We start from the raw sequence: 19,950 nt of genomic DNA on the forward strand, positions 1-19,950 counted from the left end.
GGGTCAGTGCCCCTTGCCGCTGGCAGCCGGCGCGGCGGCCGGCTTCAGCAGCGGCCGGTTCTGCCGGTCCACCGGCGTGACCGTCTGGCCCTCGCGCAGCAGGTGCCCGCCCGCAGCGACTACCCAGTCCTGCGCACCGACGCCGGACAGCACCGGCACGGCATCCGGCCCATAGGCGCCCACGGTCACCGGCGTGGCCTTGATCGCCCCGTTGGCCGGGTTGACCACCCACACGCTGGCCGTGCCGTTGGCGCCACGCAGCACCGACGCCAGCGGCAGCTGCAGGGTGCCGCTGCGGCCGGCGGCGGCGAACACGCGCGCGCTCTGGCCGAGCTCGACCTCCTTCACCGCGTCCGCCGACAGGCTCACCCGCGTGGCGTAGGTGCGGGCCTGCGCATCGGCGGCCGGCGCGATCTCGCGGATCGTGCCGTCCAGCATCTGGCCCGGCGTGTTCCACAGCTCCACCTGCACGGCCTGGCCCACCTGGTAATCGCGGATGTTGCTTTCCGGCAGCGCGATCAGCACTTCGCGTCCGCCGTCGGCGGCCAGGGTGAACACGGTCTGCCCGGCGCTGACGACCTGCCCGGCCTCGGCCTGGCGGCTGGCGATCACGCCATCGGCAGGCGCGCGCAGCTGCGCATAGCCGGCCTGGTTGCGGGCCACGGACAGATTGGCGCGGGCGGCATTGGCTTGGCCCTGGGCCGCCTTGAAGGCGGCGGTCTGCGCATCCAGCGTGGATCGGCTGACCAGTTGCTGCTCGGCCAGTGCGGCGTAGCGCTTCTGGTCATCGCGGGCGCGCACCAGGTCGGCTTCGGCCGCGGCCAGCTGCGCCTGCGACGCGCTTGCCTGCGATGCGAAGTCGGCCGCGTCCAGTTCGGCCAGCAGGTCGCCCTTGCGCACGCGCTGGCCGGCATCGACATGGCGCTTGACCAGGTTGCCACCTACCCGGAACGACAGCGGGCTTTCTTCGCGTGCCCGCACCTCGCCCGGATACGCCGCCACTTCCTGCCCGGCCACGGTGCCGGCCTGCACGACCAGTACCGGGATCGGCGCGGCCGGTTCGGCATCCGGTTTGCCACATGCCGCCAGCATCAACGCCAGCAGCCCACCGCCCATCCATCGCATGTTGTTCATGAGGTCCTGGACCTTGAGTACCTGGGGGAGCCGCACGGAAGAGACACTCTATTCCAGAACGGCCAATAGTGAACCAGCCGGTATAGTATAAATATCGAACCGATTGGTCTAGTATTGTTTCAATGATTGATCAGCCCCCTCCCGACGCCCCCTCCAAGCCCGCCGCCAAGGCTGCCGGACCCGGCCGGCCGAAGGATCTGGGCAAGCGCGCGGCCATCCTCGATGCGGCCAAGGCATTGTTCGTCGAACAGGGCTACAGCGGCGTCAGCATGGACAGCATCGCTGGCCAGGCGGGCGTATCAAAGCTGACTGTTTACAGCCATTTCGGCGATAAAGAGACTCTTTTCACCGAAGCTGTGAAGTCCACCTGCATCGAGATGCTGCCCGATGCGCTGTTCGTCACCGACGCCGACGGGGCGCTGCGCGAGCAGTTGCTGGGCATCGGCCGGGCGTTCTTCAACATGATCACCTCGCCGGCCGCCGTGGCCGTGCAGCGGGTGATGATGGCGCCGGACACCGACGACCGGATCCGCGAGATGTTCTGGCTGGCCGGGCCGCAGCGCACCAGCGACGCCCTGGCCGAGTTCCTGCGGGCCCGCACCGAGCGCGGGGAACTGGAGATCACCGACTTCCAGACCGCCGCCCTGCAGTTCTTCACCCTCATCAAAGGCGAGCTGCATACGCATATGATGTGCGGGCTGCGACCGGCCCCGGCCGAGTGCGACGCAGACGCCCACGTGGATGCCAGCGTCGCCTTCTTCCTGAGGGCGTACGCCACCCGCCACGGGCGGTGATAACAACATGAATGGACCGGAGGTCGCGGTGACTTCCGGCACTGCGACCCCGGCGCGACGGCAGCGATGCTCTCAGCGCGCCGCCGGCTCCCGGCACCGGTAAAATGGCCGGCCCACTGCGCTGGATTAGAACCTCATGACGATCGATTACGCCCACGCCCGCGAACTGATGGTTGAACAACAGATCCGTCCCTGGGACGTGCTGGAAATTCGCGTGCTCGATGTACTGGCACGTTTGCCGCGCGAGGCGTTCGTCGCCGACGCGAACCGCAACCTGGCCTACGCCGACATCGAACTGCCGCTCGGCAACGGGCAGAAGATGATGAAGCCGGTCGTCGAAGGCCGCACCCTGCAGGCGCTCAACCTGCAGGCCGGTGATGAAGTGCTGGAGATCGGTACCGGCAGCGGCTTCCTCAGCGCCTGCATGGGCGAGCTGGCACGCGAAGTGCTGAGCCTGGAAATCGATCCGGCGCTGGCCAGTGCCGCGCGTGCGCGCCTGGATGCCGCCGGCCTGGGCAACAACGTCCGCATTGAAACCGCCGATGCCTTGGCTTGGGACACCGAGCGCCGCTTCGATGCCATCTGCGTGACCGGCGCGGTGGACACCGTCCCGGCCCGCTTCACCCAGTGGCTGCGCCCGGGTGGCCGCCTGTTCGTGATTCGCGGCCGTTCGCCGGTCATGGAAGCAGTGCTGGTCAACGCCGACGGCAGCATCAGTGAATCCCTGTTTGAAACCGATATCGATTACCTGCGCGGTGCCGCGCCGGCACCCCAGTTCCAACTCTGAGTCCAAGGAAGCCGCAATGATCCGCCGATCCCTCGCTATTGCGCTGGCCGCCGCCCTGCTGCCGATGACCGCCTCTGCCGCCGACCTGCTGCAGGTCTACGAAATGGCGCGCAACGGCGATCCGCAGCTGTCCGCAGCAGAATCGACCCGTCTGTTCGACAAGGAAGGCGCCGTGCAGGCCCGTGCCGCACTGCTGCCGCAGATCAACGGCGAAGCCTCGTTGAACCGCAACCGCACCAATCCGAACCACGACGTGAGTTCGACCACGTATACGACCAAGAGCCGCAACTACGGCCTGTCCGGTTCGCAGACGCTGATCAACTTCACCCAGTTCGCCAACCTGCGTGCGCAGCGCGAGCTGAGCAAGGCGGCCGACTTCACCCTGGATTCGGCCAACGACGACCTGATCGTGCGCACCTCGGCGGCGTACTTCAACGTGCTGGTGGGCATCGAGTCGCTGTCGGCGGCGCAGACCAACGAAGCGGCGGCCAAGAAGCAGTTCGACTTCGCCGACAAGCGCCTGGAAGTGGGCCTGGCCCCGATCACCGACGTGCATGAAGCACGCGCCCAGTACGACCAGGCGCGCGCCAACACGATCATCGCGCAGAACACCCTGGCCGACGCCTACCAGGCGCTGACCGAACTCACCGGCCAGCCGATCAACGACCTGCGTGCGCTGCCGGCCGACTTCCGCCCGGAACTGCCGCCCAAGTACGCCACCGTCGACCAGCTGGTCAACGAGGCGGTCGCCCAGAACCCGGCGCTCAAGTCGCAGGAGCTGCAGGTGAGCGCCGCCGAAGCCAGTGTGTCGGCCGCCCGTGCCGGCCACTTGCCGACCCTGTCGCTGGGCGCTACTGCAGGCCGTTCGGCCAGCTGGGGCGATATCGTCGGCAGCGGTTCCAACTTCAGTCCCGACCAGCGCACCAACAGTGTGGGCCTGACCCTGAGCGTGCCGATCTTCTCGGGCGGCGCCACCCAGTCCGGCGTGCGCCAGGCCCTGGCCCAGCGCGACATCGCCCAGGACGGTTACGAGCAGCAGAAGCGCGCCCTCGACCGCAATACCCGCAACGCCTACCAGACCCTGGTGGCCGGCATCAGCGAAGTGGAAGCGCGCCGCCTGGCAGTGGTCTCGGCACAGAGCGCCTACGACGCCTCGCAGGTCGGCCTGGAAGTGGGTACGCGCACCGTGCTGGACGTGATCCAGAACCAGCGCATCCTGTTCTCGGCCCAGCTCGATTACGCCAACGCCCGTTACACCTTCCTGCAGAACCGCCTGCAGCTGGGCCAGGCGATCGGCACGCTGGACATCGCCGAACTGCAGGACATCAACCGCCTGCTGACCCAGCAGGCCGCCACGCCGAGCACCCAGGTCAATAACTGATCGGGGTGTAGGGCGGGAACGAAAAAGCCACCCAACCGGGTGGCTTTTTTGTGGGAGTTTTTCAACGACTGCGGCTCTATCCGACGTAGAGCCACGGCCTGCGTGGCTGCCTTTCCGTCAGGCACCGCCACGCCACGCAGGGCGTGGCTCTACCGCGTCGGGGCCGTCCGGTGGCCGGCGGGTCGTTCAATTCAGCGGCGGTGGCAATTGCGGGGCAATCAGCTCCACCGTGCGCTTCAACGCGCCACGGCCGTTGCTCACCAGCGCGCAGCCGGCGCTGGCCATGTCTTCGCGTGCGTCGGGATCGCGCAGCAGGGTAAGCAGTGCGTCGCCCACGCCCTGCACGTCCTCGGCAATCAGCACCGCACCGGCTTCGCGCATGCGCCGGGAAATCTCGGCGAAATTATGCAGGTGCGGGCCGGTCACCGTGGCGGTGCCCATCGCGGCCGGCTCGAGCAGGTTGTGGCCGCCGATCGGCTGCAGGCTGCCCCCGACGAACGCCACCTGCGCGCAGCCGTAGAACGCCATCAGTTCGCCCAGCGTGTCGATCACGAACACGTCGCTGTCGGCCTGCGGCCACTGCTGCTGGCGGCGGGTGCTGACCTTCCAGCCCTGCTCGCGCGCCAGCGCCTCAACGCGCGGGAAGCGCTCGGGATGGCGCGGTGCCCAGAGCAGCAGCAGCCCCGGAATTTCCTGGCGCAGGCGGCGGTGCAGGTCGATGGTGGCCTGCTCCTCGCCTTCATGCGTGCTGGCCGCGATCCATACCGGGCGCGTGCCAGGCACCGCCGCATGGAAGTGCGCGGTGAACTCGCGCACGTTGGGGGTGGCGATGTCGAATTTCAGGTTGCCCAGCGGCTGCACCTGTTCGGGCAATGCACCGAGCTGGATGAAGCGCTCGGCATCGTCGGCAGACTGCGCGGCCACACAGGTGACGGTGCGCAGCGTGCGCCCGATCAGCGGGCGCAGCAGGCGGTAACCGCGCAGCGAGCGGGCCGACAGCCGGGCGTTGAGGATGTACACCGGAATGCTGCGGTCGCGGCAGCCGAACAGCAGGTTGGGCCACAGCTCGGTTTCCAGGATCAACGCCAAGCTGGGCTTGAAGTGGCCCAGGAAGCGGCCGACGCTGCCCGGCACGTCGTACGGCAGGTAGACATGATCTACGGCCTCGCCCCACAGCGCGCGAACCCGTTCCGAGCCGGTCGGGGTGATGGTGGTGATCACCCAGCGGATATCCGGGCGCAGCTGCCGCAGCGCGTTCACCAGCGGCGCGGCCGCGTTCACTTCGCCCACCGACACCGCATGCAGCCACACCCGCGGCTGCGCGGTGGAATCGGGGTAGGAGGCATAGCGCTCGTCCCAGCGCTGGAAGTACTCGCGCACCCGAAAACCGCGCCAGACCAGGTGGTACACGGTGATTGGCAACAGCAGGTACAGCACGACCGAATACAGGCCGCGCAGGATCCATTCGACAGGGCTTTTACGCATGCGCAGAGGATACGGGAGCGGCCGCGGGAAAGACATGCAGGGCGCCCCGTCGGCCCGTCTGACGCACCGTTGGGGATGCATGTCTTAGAATCGGGGCATGTCAGACAACGCTTCCACCGCCACCCGCCCGTCGCTGCGCGATCCCCGCCACTGGCCGACGTTCGCCTTCATGCTGGGCGCCTTCGCGGTGGCCCGCCTGCCGTGGGGCCTGCAGCGCGCCCTGGGCCGGGGGGTGGGCACCGTCGCCTACCGGCTGGCCAGCAGCCGCCGCCGCGCCGCCGAGGTGAACCTCAAACTCTGCTTCCCGGAGAAGGACGACGCCTGGCGCCAGCGCCTGCTGCGCGACAGCTTCGACGCGCTGGGCGTTGGCATCTTCGAGTTCGCCCGTGCCTGGTGGGGCAGCATCGACAGCATCCGTCCGAAGGTGCAGATCGAGGGCCTGGAGCACCTGCACCGCATGCAGGCCGAGGGCCGCGGCGTGCTGCTGGTCTCCGGCCACTTCATGACCCTGGAAATGTGCGGGCGGTTGCTGTGCGACCACGTGGATCTGTCGGGCATGTACCGCAAGCACCGCAACCCCGTGTACGAGTGGGCGGTGAAGTTTGGCCGGTTGCGCTACGCCAAGGCGATGTACGCCAACGAGGACATCCGTGCGACCGTGCGGCACCTGAAGAAGGGCGGCTTCCTGTGGTACGCCCCGGACCAGGACATGCGCGGCAAGGACACGGTGTTCGTGCCGTTCTTCGGCCATACCGCCTCGACCATCACCGCCACCCACCAGTTGGCGCGCATGACCGGTTGTGCGGTGATTCCGTACTTCCACCGTCGCGAGGGTGGGAAGTACTTCCTCAAGATCGGCGCGCCGCTGGAGAACTTCCCCAGCGAAGACGTGGAAGCGGACACCGCGCGGGTCAACCAGGCGATCGAGGACATGGTCCGCGAGGCCCCGGACCAGTACCTGTGGATCCACCGCCGCTTCAAGCGCCAACCCGGCGGCCGCAGCGATTTCTATAAATGACGCCACGCCCTGCGCGTGGCTGGCACTCTCGTTTCCTGCCGTAGAGCCACGCCCTGCGTGGCTGGCCGCTCGATTCCTGCCGTAGAGCCACGCCCTGCGTGGCTGGCCGCTCGATTCCTGCCGTAGAGCCACGCCCTGCGTGGCTGGCCGCCTCGATTCCTGCCGTAGAGCCACGCCCTGCGTGGCTGGCCGCCTCGATTCCTGCCGTAGAGCCACGCCCTGCGTGGCTGGCCGCCTCGATTCCTGCCGTAGAGCCACGCCCTGCGTGGCTGGCCGCCTCGATTCCTGCCGTAGAGCCACGCCCTGCGTGGCTGTTCTTCGACGGGCAGGGCGCTCAGCCACGCAGGGCGTGGCTCTACCCGTTGGAATCAGCTTCGCGCTCAGCCACGCAGGGCGTGGCTCTACAGTTCCCAGCGCGTCCACGCGTAGGGGTATTCTCCGATGTTCTCGGCGAGCCCGGCGCGCAGCGGATTGGCGATGATGTACCGCGCCGCAAGCTCCAACGATTCATCGGTGCGCACGGCATGGTCGTAGTAGCCCAGCTGCCAAATTCTTCCGCTACCGAGCTTGCGGCTGCTGTACGACTTGAACACATTCATGCACGTGGCCAGCGTGCCGTGCCGCAGCTCCATCAGCCAATGCACGTGATCGGGCATGACCACCCACGCCAGCGAGTGGCTACGGCCACAACGTTCGACGTGGCGTAGTGCGTCGATTACGACCTGCGCGTTAACGGGATCATCAAACAACCGGTGTCGACCGTTCACGACAGTGGTGAGGATGTAAACGTAGCCGATTTCGGAAACGCGGCCATGGCGCAGGCGTGGGCTGGACATGGCACCACGATGAGGTCGCCGCCATGGGTACGGTATCGACGAACGCCGTGCCAACGCGTCAGCCGTTACCGCGTAGAGCCACGCCCTGCGTGGCTGTTCTTCGTCGGACATTCCGCCAGCCACGCAGGGCGTGGCTCTACAGCCCTTCGTCAGGCTTCGTCGCTGGCCAGCAGGCTGCCCGCATACAATGCGGCCAGCAGCAGGGTCAGGCCGCCCCAGAAGGTGGAATAGAACGCCAGGTGGGTATTGAACGGGAACACGGTGACCGCCAGCGCCAGCGCTGCCGGGCGCGCGCGGTCGCGGGCCGCCAGTGGCGCGAAGCGCCATGCGCGCCAGGCCTGGGCTGCCGCCGCCAGCCACAGCAGCAGACCGAGCACGCCGGTTTCCGCCAGGATTTCCAGCACGATCTGGTGCGCGTGCAGCGCCGGTCCCGCGCCCCACACCCCCGCCGACTCTGGTCGCGGGTTGCAGGCCGGGTAGGCATCGCGGAAGCCGCGCGCGCCCACGCCGTTGATCGGATGCTCCCGGATCATGCAGCCGGCAGCCGCCCATATCTGCGCGCGCCCCGACAACGCCTGGTTGACGCCATCGCTTTCGCCCTCCCACGCCATCGCGGTACGCGCAACGCGCTCGCGCACCTGCGACGAGCCCAGCGTCAGCGCCGTCATGGCCACCAGTGCCACCGCCAGGCAGGCCATCAACCCGCGTGCACCGAGCAGGCGCCAGCCGGAGAACGCCAACACCAGCGCGTACGTGATCCATGCCGCGCGTGAGCCGGCCAGCACCAGCACCACACCCAGCGCGGCAGCGACCAGCACCCAGCCCGCCTTGCCCAGCCGCTGCGCCGCGAAAAACAGCAGGAACGGCGACAGACTGGCCAGCACCTGGCCGAACTTGAGATTGCACGCGCCCAGCACGCCGCTCAGGCGGTCCGCCGCGGCCATTTCCGCAGGCGAGCACAGACCATGACCGCTGACGGCCCACTTCAGCTGGTCCATCGACCAGAACAGTGGGCTGGTGCCGAAGGCCGCCTGCGCCAATCCATCCACCGTCCATGCGGCGGTGATCACGGCAATCCCCTTCAGGGTCAGCGCACGCCGTTCCGGGGTGGCCACCGCAATGGCCACCAGCCACATGAAGGGCAGGTAGCGCAGGCCTGCGGCGGCCTTGCGCCACGCAGTGGCAGGATCGATCGCATCGAAGGCCGAAAACGCCTGCGGCAGCCAGTAGCCCAGGAACAGGATGCTGGTCAGCGCCCAGGCCGGGCTGCTGAGCATGCGCTGCTTGCCCTGCAGCCGCAGCTGCACCATGCGCGTGGCGGCATACAGCGCGCCCAGCACCAGCACGGTTTCGGCCAGGCCCGGCAGCGGCCACAGCGCCACGAAGGCGATCACCCACCACGGCGCCCAGCGGCCCGCGCGGAACGCTGGCGAACGGGGTGCCTTGAGCGGCTCAGCCAGCGAGGGAGGTATAGAGCTGGAGCGTGTCACGTTGCATTGCCTGCAGGGTGAACGGAATACGCGACGGAAGCGCGGGTGGCTGCGCCAGCAACTGCTGCGCACGCGCCAGCAGCGCATCGGCGTCACCCAAGGGTACCGCGCCGGACGGCTGCAGTTGCTCCAGCAGCTCGCCCACGCCGCCCTGGTTCCAGCCCAGTACAGGTCGACCGACCGACAGCGCCTCGATCACCGTACGGCCGAACGCCTCGGGCTTGTCGGACAGCTGCAGCACCAGGTCGCTGGCCGCGTAGGCCTCGGCGATGCGCGAGGTGGGTGGTGTCATCAACACCGCCTCGCCCACGCCCAATGCACGCGCCTTGGTTTCCAGCTCCTCCACATAGCGCTCGCGGCCCGGCTCGCGGGTGCCGGGCATCCACAGCCGTGCCGGGCGGCCCGTCGCATGCAGCCCCGCCAGCAGCGTCAGCGCATGGTGGTGGCCTTTCAGGCGGGTGCCACGCCCCGGCAGCAGCAGCAGCGGCGCCTCACCGGCCAGCTGCGGGTGCTGCGCAGCCACGGCCAGGCGCGGGCGACGGTCCTGCCGTCCCACCCGCGGGAACTGGGCGGTATCCACGCCGCGCGGAATCACCTGCAGACGCTCGGGCGGAACACTGGGGTAATGGCTGCGCACGAAGTCGCGCACGCAGTTGGAAACGCAGATCACCCGTTCGCCGCTGGTCATCACCGCGCTGTAGCGGCTGGGCGAATTCAGCCCATGCACGGTGGTCACCCAATGCGGGCGGGTGGCGGCAGGCAGGTTGCGTACGGCGTACAGCCCCAGCCAGGCCGGCAGGCGTGAACGCGCATGCACGATGTCCGCGCCGGTCTCGGCAAACAGGCTGCGCAGGGTGCGCACGTGGCGCAGCGTCCACAGCGACTTCCTGCCGATATCCAGCGTGAGGTGTTCGGCGCCACTGGCCAGCAGCGGCTCGACCAGGCGGCCGCCTGCCGACACCACGATGGCGCGGTGCCCGGCCGCGACCAGCGCGGCGGCAATCTCAAGGGTGGAGCGCTCCACGCCGCCGGAGTGCAGCGCCGGCAGCAGCTGCACCACGGTCAGTTGGCGCACGATCGGCCCGGTCCGCTCAGTCGGCCAGCACGAATACCGCGCCGCAGTACGGGCACGCGGCTTCGCAGTTGGGCTCGTCTTCGATCGGCAGGTACACGCGCGGGTGCGAGTTCCACAGCGCCATCTCCGGCGTCGGGCAGCTCAGCGGCAGGTCGCTGCGGTGCACGGTGTAACGCTTCTCGGCATTGGCAGGCGCGGTGGCGGTATGGCTCATGGCGTGGACACGGAATGGAATTGCGAGGGCCTCGATTCTAGCACCCGGGGCGTACGGCGCGACGTGGGCGGTTCGGCACGGGGCGCCCCCGCGAAAACGTCGATATACGATTTTCCCGGGTTTAGATCGAACTAATTTCACTTGCCAGACCCGCTCCGGGTGTTGCAGGATCGGGGCGTTCCGATCAAACACCCGATCGCATGGCCCGTCCCCCGCCGGACCTGCATCGCTTCGACTGCCCCCGCGGGCGGCCGGCGCGCTGCTGTCTGCCGAGGTCGCCGATGCGGGCTTCGCCTGCCGCCAGTCCCTTCCGGGAGATCCCTGCATGACCCAGCCGCACCCCCGCCCTGCCCGCCGCGCCCTGCTTCCGCTCGCGCTCGCCCTGGCCTGCTCGCCGGTCGCCCTGCCCGCCTTCGCGCAGGGCCTGCAGACCTCCTTCGAGCCCGGCGAACCGGCCCCGCAGGCCAGCAAGGGCGGCGTGCAGGTGAAGATCGGCAAAGGCCCCGAGGCGCCCTACGCGGCCAAGCCCGGGGTCGGCTACAGCGGGCTGCGCGCCCTGCACTACGCCAGCCCCGGCGGCACGGCCAGCACCCGCCTGTTCGCCACCGATGTGACCATCGATGCCGACACCACCCTGTCCTGGCTGGTGCTGCCTGAAATCGTCGGCGGCGACACCGTTGCCTCCACCTACGTCTCGCTGGACCTGGTGCTGGACGACGGTAGCCGCGTGTCGGCCAGTGCCGCGCGCGACCTGCACGGCATTGCGCTCGGCGCCACCGCGCAGGGCGATTCCAAGACCCTCTACCCGCAGCAGTGGGCGCACAAATCGGTGCGGCTGGGCGATGTTGCCGCGCTGCGCGGCCGCCGCGTGGTCGCTGTCGAGCTGGCTGTGGCCAGCGCCGCCAACGCCCCGGTGTCGGGCTGGATCGACGATGTGCGCCTGGACAGCCAGCCGCGCACCGCCCCTGCCCGCCCCTCCGACTGGGTGCTCACCACGCGTGGCACCCAGGCCAACGGCACCTTCTCGCGCGGCAACAACTTCCCCGCCACCGCAGTGCCGCACGGCTTCAACTTCTGGACCCCGGTAACCGATGCCGGCGCGCTGAACTGGCTGTACCGCTGGAACGAGCAGAACAACGCCGCCAACCGCCCGCAGCTGCAGGCACTGGCGCTGAGCCACCAGCCCAGCCCGTGGATGGGCGACCGCCAGACCTTCCAGGTGATGCCGTCGGCCAGCCGCGGCGTGCCGGACGCGGACCGCAGCAAGCGTGCGCTGTCGTTCTCGCGCGACAACGAAAGCGCGCGCCCGTACCGCTACGGGGTGCGCTTCGACAACGGCATTGCCGCCGCCATCGCGCCAACCGACCACGCCGCGCTGTTCCAGTTCGACTTCCCCAAGGACGGCGATGCCAACCTGCTGTTCGACAACGTCGACGCACGCGGCGGGATCACCCTGGATGCCGCCACGCAGACACTGTCGGGCTACACCGACACCCGCAGCGGCCTGTCCAACGGCGCCAGCCGCATGTACGTGGTGGCCAGCTTCGACAAGCCCTGGCGCAGCAGCGGCCGCATCACCACCGGTCGGCCCACCGGTTACATCAAGTTCGACCCGGGCAGCGACCGCCGCGTGACCATGCGCATCGCCACCTCGCTGATCTCCATCGAACAGGCACGCCACAACCTGGCGCTGGAGCTGGCGGCCGCCGACACGCTCGATACCGTTGCCGCACGCGCGCAGGACGCATGGGACCAGCGCCTGGCCCGCTTCGACATCGGCCAGGCCAGCGACGACCAGAAGACCACGCTGTATTCCAGCCTGTACCGCCTGTACCTGTACCCCAACTCCGGGCATGAAAACGCCGGCACCGCCGCCGCACCGGATTGGCGCTACGCCAGCCAGGCCAGCGCGGCCGAGGACAACACGGACGGCAGCGCCGTGCGCAGCTTCGCGCCGATCCGCGATGGCAAGGTATACGTCAACAACGGCTTCTGGGACACGTTCCGCACCACCTGGCCGGCGTACGCGCTGTTCACGCCGGACGATGCCGGCGCGCTGGTGCAGGGCTTCCTGGAGCAGTACCGCGCGGGCGGCTGGGTTGCACGCTGGTCCTCGCCGGGCTATGCCGACCTGATGGTGGGCACCAGCTCCGACGTCGCCTTCGCCGACGCCTACCTGAAGGGCATCAAAGGCTTTGATCCCGCCGAGGCCTACGACGCAGCGCTGAAGAACGCCACCGTCGTTCCGCCGGACCGTCATGTCGGCCGCAAGGGCATGGACCGTTCCACCTTCCGTGGCTACGCCAGCGCCGATGTGCACGAAGGCATGTCGTGGACGATGGAAGGCGCGCTCAACGACTTCGGCATCGCCAACATGGCGCAGGCACTCGCCAAGCGCGCAGACAGCCCCGCCGCCCGTGAGCGCTACACCACCGAAGCCGACTATTTCCGCGCCCGTGCGGGCACCTACGCCACGGTGTTCGATCCGGCCGCAGGCTTCTTCCAGGGCCGCCAGCAGGATGGCAGCTGGCGTGTGGACGCCAAGGACTACGACGCGCGCGTCTGGGGCCACGACTACACCGAATCCAACGGCTGGACGTTCGCCTTCACCGCCGCGCATGACGGCGAAGGCCTGGCCGGGCTGTATGGCGGACGCGCCAAGCTGGCTGAAAAGCTCGATACGTTCTTCAGCACGCCGGAAACCGCCGACCCGGCCTTCTCCGGGTCCTACGGCGGCACCATCCATGAGATGACCGAAGCGCGCGACGTGCGCATGGGCATGTACGCGCACAGCAACCAGCCCTCGCACCACATTCTCTGGATGTACCTGTACGCCGGGCAGCCGTGGAAGACCCAGCAGCACGTGCGTGAGATTCTCTCGCGCCTGTACGTGGGCAGCGAGATCGGCCAGGGCTATCCGGGCGATGAAGACAACGGCGAGACCTCGGCGTGGTACGTGCTGGCCTCGCTGGGCCTGTACCCGCTGCGGATGGGGTCGCCGGAGTACGCCATCGGCTCGCCCGCGTTCCGCCATGCCAAGGTGGAACTGCAGGGCGGCGCGGTGTTGACCGTCAACGCACCGGCGAACTCGGACCGCAATATCTACGTGCAGTCGCTGAAGATCAACGGCAAGCCGTGGACGAAGACCTGGGTGCCGCACGACGTGATCGCCAAGGGTGCAACGCTGGACTTCGAGATGGGCCCGGCACCGTCAACGTGGGGCACCGGCCCGGACGACGCGCCGCGCTCGTTGACCGCGCGTGGTGAGAAGCCCGCGATCCTGCATGACCTGCTGGGAAGCGGTGCGCGTGCGCAGCTGGACGATGGGCGCGCGTTGGCGGCATTGATCGATGACGATGCCGGCACCGTGGTGCCGTTCGGTGGCACCGGCAGCGTCGTGTTCAGCGGCGTGGCCGAAGGTGCGCCGGCGATGTACACGCTGACCAGCGGCAATGCGCCGATCCGGGGCGGCAAGTGGACGCTGGAGGCACGCAAGGCTGGCGGCAGCTGGACCACGCTGGACCAGCGCCGCGGGGAAACGTTCGAGTGGCAGCAGCAGACGCGCCCGTTCCGGATTGCGAAGCCGGGCCGTTATGCAGAGTACCGGTTGCGGATTGAAGGGCCGGGACGGATGCAGCTGGCCGAAGTGGAGTTGCTCGCGCAATAAGGTCGAATGACGACGTAGAGCCACGCCCTGCGTGGCTGTTCTTCGGTCAGGTCTACGCAAGCCACGCAGGGCGTGGCTCTACCCCGGTGGGGTTATGTGCAGCCACGCAGGGCGTGGCTCTACTCCGGTGGGGTTATGTGCAGCCACGCAGGGCGTGGCTCTACCCCGGTTGGGGTTATGTGCAGCCACGCAGGGCGTGGCTCTACTCCGGTGGGGTTATGTGCAGCCACGCAGGGCGTGGCTCTACCCCCGGTGGGGGCCGCATGCCCCCACCCGGGCGTTCCTCGCCGATCAGCGGGCGCCGATCAGCCCGGCATACAGCGCGAACAGCTGCTTGAAGTACCGCTTCGTGGGACGAGTGCGCATGGCGCGGTTTCCGAGGGGGGTGGGGAAGTGGTCGGGCCCAGGGTGGCGGGGTCCAGCGGACCACCGCCACGGCCGGGCCGCGTGGGGGTATTGGGCGCTTGGGAGGTTGCAGGCCGGTGACGCTGGGGCTGCGGTGATATGTCCGGTAGCGCCGGCCGTTGGCCGGCCTGCGGGGTCCTCAAACGCAAAAGGGATCGGTGCGGTGCACCGATCCCTTTTTCAATGTCGTCCGGCCAGCGACCGGTCGCTACGCATCCGCGTTTCGCGCTGCGAAACCGGACCGCACGTTATGCGGTCCGCAGCTTGAAGCAGTGAAGGCGTTACGCCTTCTCTGCTTCAAGCTGTTTGCGGATTTGCGCATCCACCGCCGCAATGGCGGTCATGTTGAGCACGCGGCGCGAGGTCGCGCTGGTGGTCAGGATGTGCGCCGGCTTGGCCACGCCCATCAGGATCGGACCGATCGCCACACCGTCGGTGAACACGCGCACCAGGTTGTAGGCGATGTTGGCCGCTTCCAGGTTCGGCAGCACGAACAGGTTGGCGCGGCCCTTCAGCGTGCTGTCGGGCAGCAGCTTGTGGCGCAGCGCTTCGTCCCACGCCGTGTCACCCTGCATTTCACCATCCACATTCAAACGCGGGTTGCGTTTGAGCAGCAGGTTGCGCACGGTGCGCATCTTCAGCGCGTCCTTGGAATCGTGGCTACCGAAGTTGGAGTGCGACAACAGCGCCACCTTCGGCTCGATTCCGAACAGCTTCATGCGGTAGGCCGCCTGCAGCGTGGCCTCGCAGATCTGTTCGGCGGTCGGGTCTTCCTGCACGTGGGTGTCCACGAAGAAGAACACGCCCTGCTGGTTGATCACGCCGGTCATGGCCGAGGTCGAGGTGACCTTCGATTCCAGCGGCAGCACGCTGCGCACGTAGCCCAGCTTCTTGTGGAAGCGGCCCACCACGCCGGTGAGCATGGCATCGGCTTCGCCGCGCGCCACCATCACCGCCGCGATCAGCGTCGGGCGCGAGCGCATCAGGTTCTTGGCCGCCGCCACCGTCACGCCGCGGCGGCCGGTGAGGTTGTGGTAGTACTGCCAGTACTCGTTGAAACGCGGGTCATCGTTGATGTTGGTCACGTCGAAATCGACGCCGGCCTTCATGCGCAGCCCCATGCGCTCGATGCGCGACTCGATCACGTCCGGGCGGCCAATCAGGATCGGCAGCGCCAGGCCTTCATCGACCACGTTCTGCACCGCGCGCAGCACCACTTCTTCTTCGCCTTCGGCATACACCACGCGCTGCTTGTCGGCGCGCGCTCGGTCGTACACCGGCTTCATCATCAGGCTGGTGCGGTAGACGAACTGGGCCAGCTTTTCGCGGTAGGCCCCCATGTCGGCGACCGGGCGCTCGGCCACGCCCGAATCCATCGCAGCCTGCGCCACGGCGGCCGACAGCTCCACCAGCAGGCGGCGGTCGAACGGACGCGGAATCAGGTAGTCACGGCCGAAGCTGGGCGTGTCATCGCCGTAGGCCGAACCCAGGTCGCTGGCTTCGCGGCGTGCCATCGCGGCGATCGCGTGCACGCAGGCGATCTTCATCTCTTCGTTGATCGCCGTGGCGCCCACGTCCAGCGCGCCGCGGAACAGGTAAGGGAAGCACAGCACGTTGTTGATCTGGTTCGGGTAGTCCGAACGACCCGTGCCGATCAATGCATCCGGGCGCACGCTGCGCGCCACTTCCGGCATGATTTCCGGCGTGGGGTTGGCCAGCGCGAAGATCACCGGATCCTTGGCCATGGTCTTGACCATGTCCGCAGTGAGGATGCCCGGGGCCGACAGGCCCAGGAAGATGTCCGCGCCGTCGACGATCTCGGCCAGCGTGCGCTTGTCGGTCTCGCGTGCGTAGCGGGCCTTTTCCGGGTCCAGGTCGGTGCGGCCCGTGTGGATCACACCGTCGCGGTCGAAGGCCAGGATGTTTTCCTTGCGCAGGCCCAGCGACACCAGCATGTTCACGCACGAGATGCCCGCCGCGCCCATGCCGGTGGTGGCCAGCTTCACGTCTTCGATCTTCTTGCCGGTGACCACCATGGCGTTGAGCACGGCGGCGCCCACGATGATCGCGGTGCCGTGCTGGTCGTCATGGAACACCGGAATGTTCATGCGCTCGCGCAGCTTGCGCTCGACGATGAAGCACTCCGGCGCCTTGATGTCTTCGAGGTTGATGCCGCCGAAGGTCGGCTCCAGCGAGGCGATGATGTCGACCAGCTTGTCCGGATCGTTCTCGTTGATCTCGATGTCGAACACATCGATACCGGCGAACTTCTGGAACAGCACGCCCTTGCCTTCCATCACCGGCTTGCCGGCCAGCGGGCCGATGTTGCCCAGCCCCAGCACGGCGGTGCCATTGGAAATGACCGCGACCAGGTTGCCGCGGGCGGTGAGCTCGCTGGCCTGCTGCGGGTCGGCCAGGATCGCTTCGCAGGCATGGGCCACGCCCGGCGAGTAGGCCAACGACAGGTCACGCTGGGTCAGCATCGGCTTGGTCGCCGTGACCTTGATCTTGCCCGGCGGCGACATGCGGTGGTAATCGAGTGCGGCCTGTTTGAAATCTTCGTTGGACATCGCTTTCTACAGATGAATGGGCGAGAGGAACAAGGGATCATACCCCCGTTGGCGTGGGTGGACCTGTCGCTACGCTGTCGCAATCATGCTGCAACCGCACATATCGAAGGCCGTGCGCAGGCGTATGCAACGCCAGACTGCCGGAACCCGATGACAGCCCGCATCACCAGAATACCCGTGAAAAAAGCCAGGGTCGTGCCACCCAAGGGGGAGCGGCACGACCCTGCAACACACACATCGGGGGGAGGGGCGTGGTCAGTGGGCGGGCAGCGGCGCGGTCAACGGCGAGGGCTGGTCGTCGGTGGCCAGCGGCGGCAGCTCGGCTTCACGGCCGTCCAGGGCCAGCGCCAGGCGGTCGCGGTCCAGCGCATTTTCCCAGCGCGAGACCACCACGGTGGCCACCGCGTTGCCGATGAAGTTGGTCAGCGAGCGGCATTCGCTCATGAAGCGGTCCACGCCCAGGATCAGCGCCATGCCAGCCACCGGCACGTCCGGCACCACCGCCAGGGTGGCGGCCAGCGTGATGAAGCCCGCACCGGTCACGCCCGCGGCGCCCTTGGAGCTCAGCATCGCCACCAGCAGCAGCGCGATCTGCTGGCCCAGGCTCAGGTCGATGTTGGTGGCCTGGGCGATGAACAGCGCGGCCAGGGTCATGTAGATGTTGGTGCCGTCCAGGTTGAACGAGTAGCCGGTCGGGACCACCAGCCCCACCACCGACTTGCTGCAGCCGGCCTTTTCCATCTTTTCCATCAGCGAAGGCAGCGCCGATTCCGAGGACGAGGTGCCCAGCACCAGCAGCAGCTCGGCCTTCAGGTAGCGGGCCAGCTTGAACACCGAGAACCCGCACAGGCGGCAGACCGCGCCCAGGATCACGGCCACGAACAGGAACGCGGTGATGTAGAAGGAGCCCACCAGCCAGGCCAGGTTGATCAGCGACCCCACCCCGTACTTGCCGATGGTGAAGGCGATGGCACCGAAGGCGCCGATGGGCGCGGCCTTCATCAGGATGTGGACCAGGCGGAACACCGGCGCGGTCAGCGCCTCCAGGAAGGTCAGCACCGGGCGGCCCTTTTCACCCACCAGGGCCAGCGAAATGCCGAACAGCACTGCCACGAACAGCACCTGCAGGATGTTGCCATCCACGAAGGCGCTCACCAGCGTGGCCGGGATGATGTCCATGACAAAGCCGGTGAGGGTCAGCTCGTGGGACTTCTCCACGTAGCTGTGCACCGCGGTCTGGTCCAGGTCGGCCGGGTTGATGTTCATGCCCGCGCCGGGCTGGACCACGTGCGCCACCACCATGCCCACGATCAGCGCCAGAGTGGAGAAGAACAGGAAGTAGGCCATCGACTTGGCGAACACCCGGCCCACCGTGCGCAGGTGGGTCATGCCGGCGATGCCGGTGACGATGGTCAGGAAGATGACCGGGGCGATGATCATCTTCACCAGCTTGATGAAGCCATCGCCCAGCGGCTTGAGCGATTCGGCGAAGGCCGGCTCGAAATGACCGAGGGTGGCGCCCAGGACGATCGCCACCACCACCTGGAAATACAGCTGGCGGTAGAACGGCAACGGCTTGGCCGCAAGGGGGGCAGCGGTGGGAACGTGCATGGGAAGCTCCGGCAGTGTCACGATGGATGCCGGCCGCGGACGGCGGCATCGGGCGAGGCCTTTTTACGCCCGGCGCACCGCTACGCAGATAACCTATTGGTACTAGCCCCCCGGTTCAGCCGGCGCCAGTACCTACACTGCAACGGCACCGCGCCCCCACGGCGGCGGGTTGCCGCGTCGTCCGGGCCCACGTGGCCCCACAGTTTTGCCGCACGCGGCCGTTGTTGTTCTGCCCCCTTATTGAAGCCAGCCCTGAACCCATGCGCCTGACCCCCCTGTTTATTGCCCTGACCGCCCTGACCGCCCCCGTGGCCGCCTCTGCCGCCGACTACGACTGGGACAACTGGCCGACCAAGGTCGCCTTCAGCGACGGCACCGAACTGGCCGCCACCGCCAACATCGCCTACGACCTGAACGACTTCTCCGGTGACAGCGGCATTGAAGATGCCGACGCCGTGCGCCGCAAGGAGTTCGGCGCGACCCTGAAGAAGAAGGGCGTGTACGACGCCATGGTCTATTACGACTTCCAGGCCGACACCTGGCTTGACGTTTTCGTCCGCTTCGAGAGCAAGGCCGTGTTCGGCAAGGACGTGGGCCGCTTCCGCTTCGGCTACATGAAGACCCCGGTCGGCTTGGATTCCAACACCTCGTCGCGCGCCGGCAGCTTCATGGAAACCGCCCTGCCCGTGCAGGCCTTCTACGCCGGCCGCCGCACCGGTGCCGAGTGGGTGCTGGAGCGCCCGCAGTACCTGATGCAGGTGGGCGCCTACGGCGGCAAGGACCTGCAGGGTGACAACCCGGGCACCACCCAGGCCGTGCGCGGCGTGTGGACCCCGGTGAAGGCACCGGGCGACGTGATCCACCTGGGCCTGGCCTATTCGCAGGAAAACCCGCGCGGCTACCGCGATGGCCGCGATGTGCACCATGAAGCCAGCGCCCGCCTGCGCGCGCGCCCGGAAGCCGGCCTGACCGACATCCGCCTGGTCGATTCCGGCGCCCTGGTCACCGCCGACCAGATCCGCCGCACCGGCCTGGAAGGCATCTACATCCATGGCCCGTTCTCGGTGCAGGCCGAAGCCCTGCGTGCCACCGTCACCCGTGACGGCAAGCCGGACTTCACCGGCGACGGCCAGTACGCCATGGCCAGCTGGATCGTCACCGGCGAATCGCGCCCGTACGCCGCCGGCGCGGTGGCCAACGTCAAGCCGGCACACGGCTATGGCGCGGTGGAACTGCTGGCCCGCTACAGCCGTATCGACCTGGACGATGGCGACGTGCTCGGCGGCCGCCAGCATGACTGGACCGTGGGTGCCAACTGGTACCTCACCAGCCACTTCAAGTTCCAGGCCAACTACGTCTGGGCCGACGCCAGCCGTCGCGGCGTACGCACCAAGCCGGAAATCTTCGAACTGCGCGCCCAGGTTCACTTCTGATCGGCAACGGCGGGTGCACGCCACGTGCACCCGCCGGCGCACCGTAAACT

Annotated in this window: 14 protein-coding genes; 6 read left to right on the plus strand and 8 right to left on the minus strand. The window is 67.9% G+C overall.

What is annotated here, in order from left to right; genetic code table 11:
- Positions 1–3 precede the first annotated feature (3 nt).
- Positions 4–1,134, minus strand: a complete 1,131-nt coding sequence (locus AC3ITN_RS15920) for an efflux RND transporter periplasmic adaptor subunit (protein WP_489391137.1) — start codon at positions 1,132–1,134, stop codon at positions 4–6.
- Positions 1,135–1,256: 122 nt separating this feature from the next.
- Between AC3ITN_RS15920 and AC3ITN_RS15925 the strand changes: the two genes are divergently transcribed.
- The 3 genes from AC3ITN_RS15925 to AC3ITN_RS15935 all read left to right on the plus strand — a co-directional run bounded on the left by AC3ITN_RS15925 (position 1,257) and on the right by AC3ITN_RS15935 (position 4,096).
- Positions 1,257–1,928: a TetR/AcrR family transcriptional regulator gene (locus AC3ITN_RS15925; RefSeq protein WP_313345707.1), complete on the plus strand. Its 672-nt coding sequence runs from the start codon at positions 1,257–1,259 to the stop codon at positions 1,926–1,928.
- Between the two features lie 136 nt (positions 1,929–2,064).
- The gene (locus AC3ITN_RS15930; protein WP_313345704.1) at positions 2,065–2,715 is read left to right on the plus strand and encodes a protein-L-isoaspartate O-methyltransferase family protein; all 651 of its coding nucleotides are present in this window, start codon (positions 2,065–2,067) and stop codon (positions 2,713–2,715) included.
- Between the two features lie 16 nt (positions 2,716–2,731).
- Complete coding sequence (locus AC3ITN_RS15935; RefSeq protein WP_313345702.1) at positions 2,732–4,096, plus strand: TolC family outer membrane protein; 1,365 nt, start codon at positions 2,732–2,734, stop codon at positions 4,094–4,096.
- 186 nt (positions 4,097–4,282) lie between these two features.
- Here the strand turns inward: AC3ITN_RS15935 and waaA are convergent, their stop codons facing one another.
- Positions 4,283–5,581: a lipid IV(A) 3-deoxy-D-manno-octulosonic acid transferase gene (gene waaA, locus AC3ITN_RS15940; RefSeq protein WP_313345700.1), complete on the minus strand. Its 1,299-nt coding sequence runs from the start codon at positions 5,579–5,581 to the stop codon at positions 4,283–4,285.
- Positions 5,582–5,678: 97 nt separating this feature from the next.
- Here waaA and AC3ITN_RS15945 point away from each other — a divergent pair, with 97 nt between their 5' ends.
- A complete protein-coding gene (locus AC3ITN_RS15945) occupies positions 5,679–6,599 on the plus strand; it encodes an LpxL/LpxP family Kdo(2)-lipid IV(A) lauroyl/palmitoleoyl acyltransferase (RefSeq protein WP_489391138.1) in 921 nt (306 codons plus the stop codon).
- A 401-nt stretch (positions 6,600–7,000) separates the two neighbouring features.
- Here the strand turns inward: AC3ITN_RS15945 and AC3ITN_RS15950 are convergent, their stop codons facing one another.
- From AC3ITN_RS15950 to AC3ITN_RS15965, 4 genes are all read right to left on the minus strand, one after another.
- Entirely contained in the window at positions 7,001–7,435 is a 435-nt protein-coding gene (locus AC3ITN_RS15950; protein ID WP_489392950.1) for an REP-associated tyrosine transposase, read from the minus strand.
- 149 nt (positions 7,436–7,584) lie between these two features.
- Entirely contained in the window at positions 7,585–8,907 is a 1,323-nt protein-coding gene (locus AC3ITN_RS15955) for an O-antigen ligase family protein (protein WP_489392951.1), read from the minus strand.
- Positions 8,888–10,000, minus strand: coding sequence for a glycosyltransferase (locus tag AC3ITN_RS15960; protein WP_489391139.1), 1,113 nt, complete (start codon positions 9,998–10,000; stop codon positions 8,888–8,890). Before AC3ITN_RS15960 ends, AC3ITN_RS15955 begins: the two co-directional genes overlap by 20 nt.
- Before the next feature lie 16 nt (positions 10,001–10,016).
- On the minus strand, positions 10,017–10,214 hold the full coding sequence (locus AC3ITN_RS15965; protein ID WP_019183790.1) for a zinc-finger domain-containing protein: 198 nt from the start codon (positions 10,212–10,214) through the stop codon (positions 10,017–10,019).
- Positions 10,215–10,539: 325 nt separating this feature from the next.
- Here AC3ITN_RS15965 and AC3ITN_RS15970 point away from each other — a divergent pair, with 325 nt between their 5' ends.
- Positions 10,540–13,881, plus strand: coding sequence for a GH92 family glycosyl hydrolase (locus AC3ITN_RS15970; protein ID WP_489391140.1), 3,342 nt, complete (start codon positions 10,540–10,542; stop codon positions 13,879–13,881).
- A 686-nt stretch (positions 13,882–14,567) separates the two neighbouring features.
- On the opposite strand, the gene AC3ITN_RS15975 is transcribed toward AC3ITN_RS15970, so the two are convergent.
- Together AC3ITN_RS15975 and AC3ITN_RS15980 are read right to left on the minus strand one after the other, a co-directional pair.
- Positions 14,568–16,856: an NADP-dependent malic enzyme gene (locus AC3ITN_RS15975; protein WP_313345681.1), complete on the minus strand. Its 2,289-nt coding sequence runs from the start codon at positions 16,854–16,856 to the stop codon at positions 14,568–14,570.
- A gap of 255 nt (positions 16,857–17,111) precedes the next feature.
- Entirely contained in the window at positions 17,112–18,467 is a 1,356-nt protein-coding gene (locus tag AC3ITN_RS15980; protein WP_489391141.1) for a dicarboxylate/amino acid:cation symporter, read from the minus strand.
- A 260-nt stretch (positions 18,468–18,727) separates the two neighbouring features.
- Between AC3ITN_RS15980 and AC3ITN_RS15985 the strand changes: the two genes are divergently transcribed.
- On the plus strand, positions 18,728–19,900 hold the full coding sequence (locus tag AC3ITN_RS15985; protein WP_489391142.1) for an OprO/OprP family phosphate-selective porin: 1,173 nt from the start codon (positions 18,728–18,730) through the stop codon (positions 19,898–19,900).
- Positions 19,901–19,950: the final 50 nt, after the last annotated feature.

Source organism: Stenotrophomonas sp. KH_036_B, assembly GCF_057839485.1.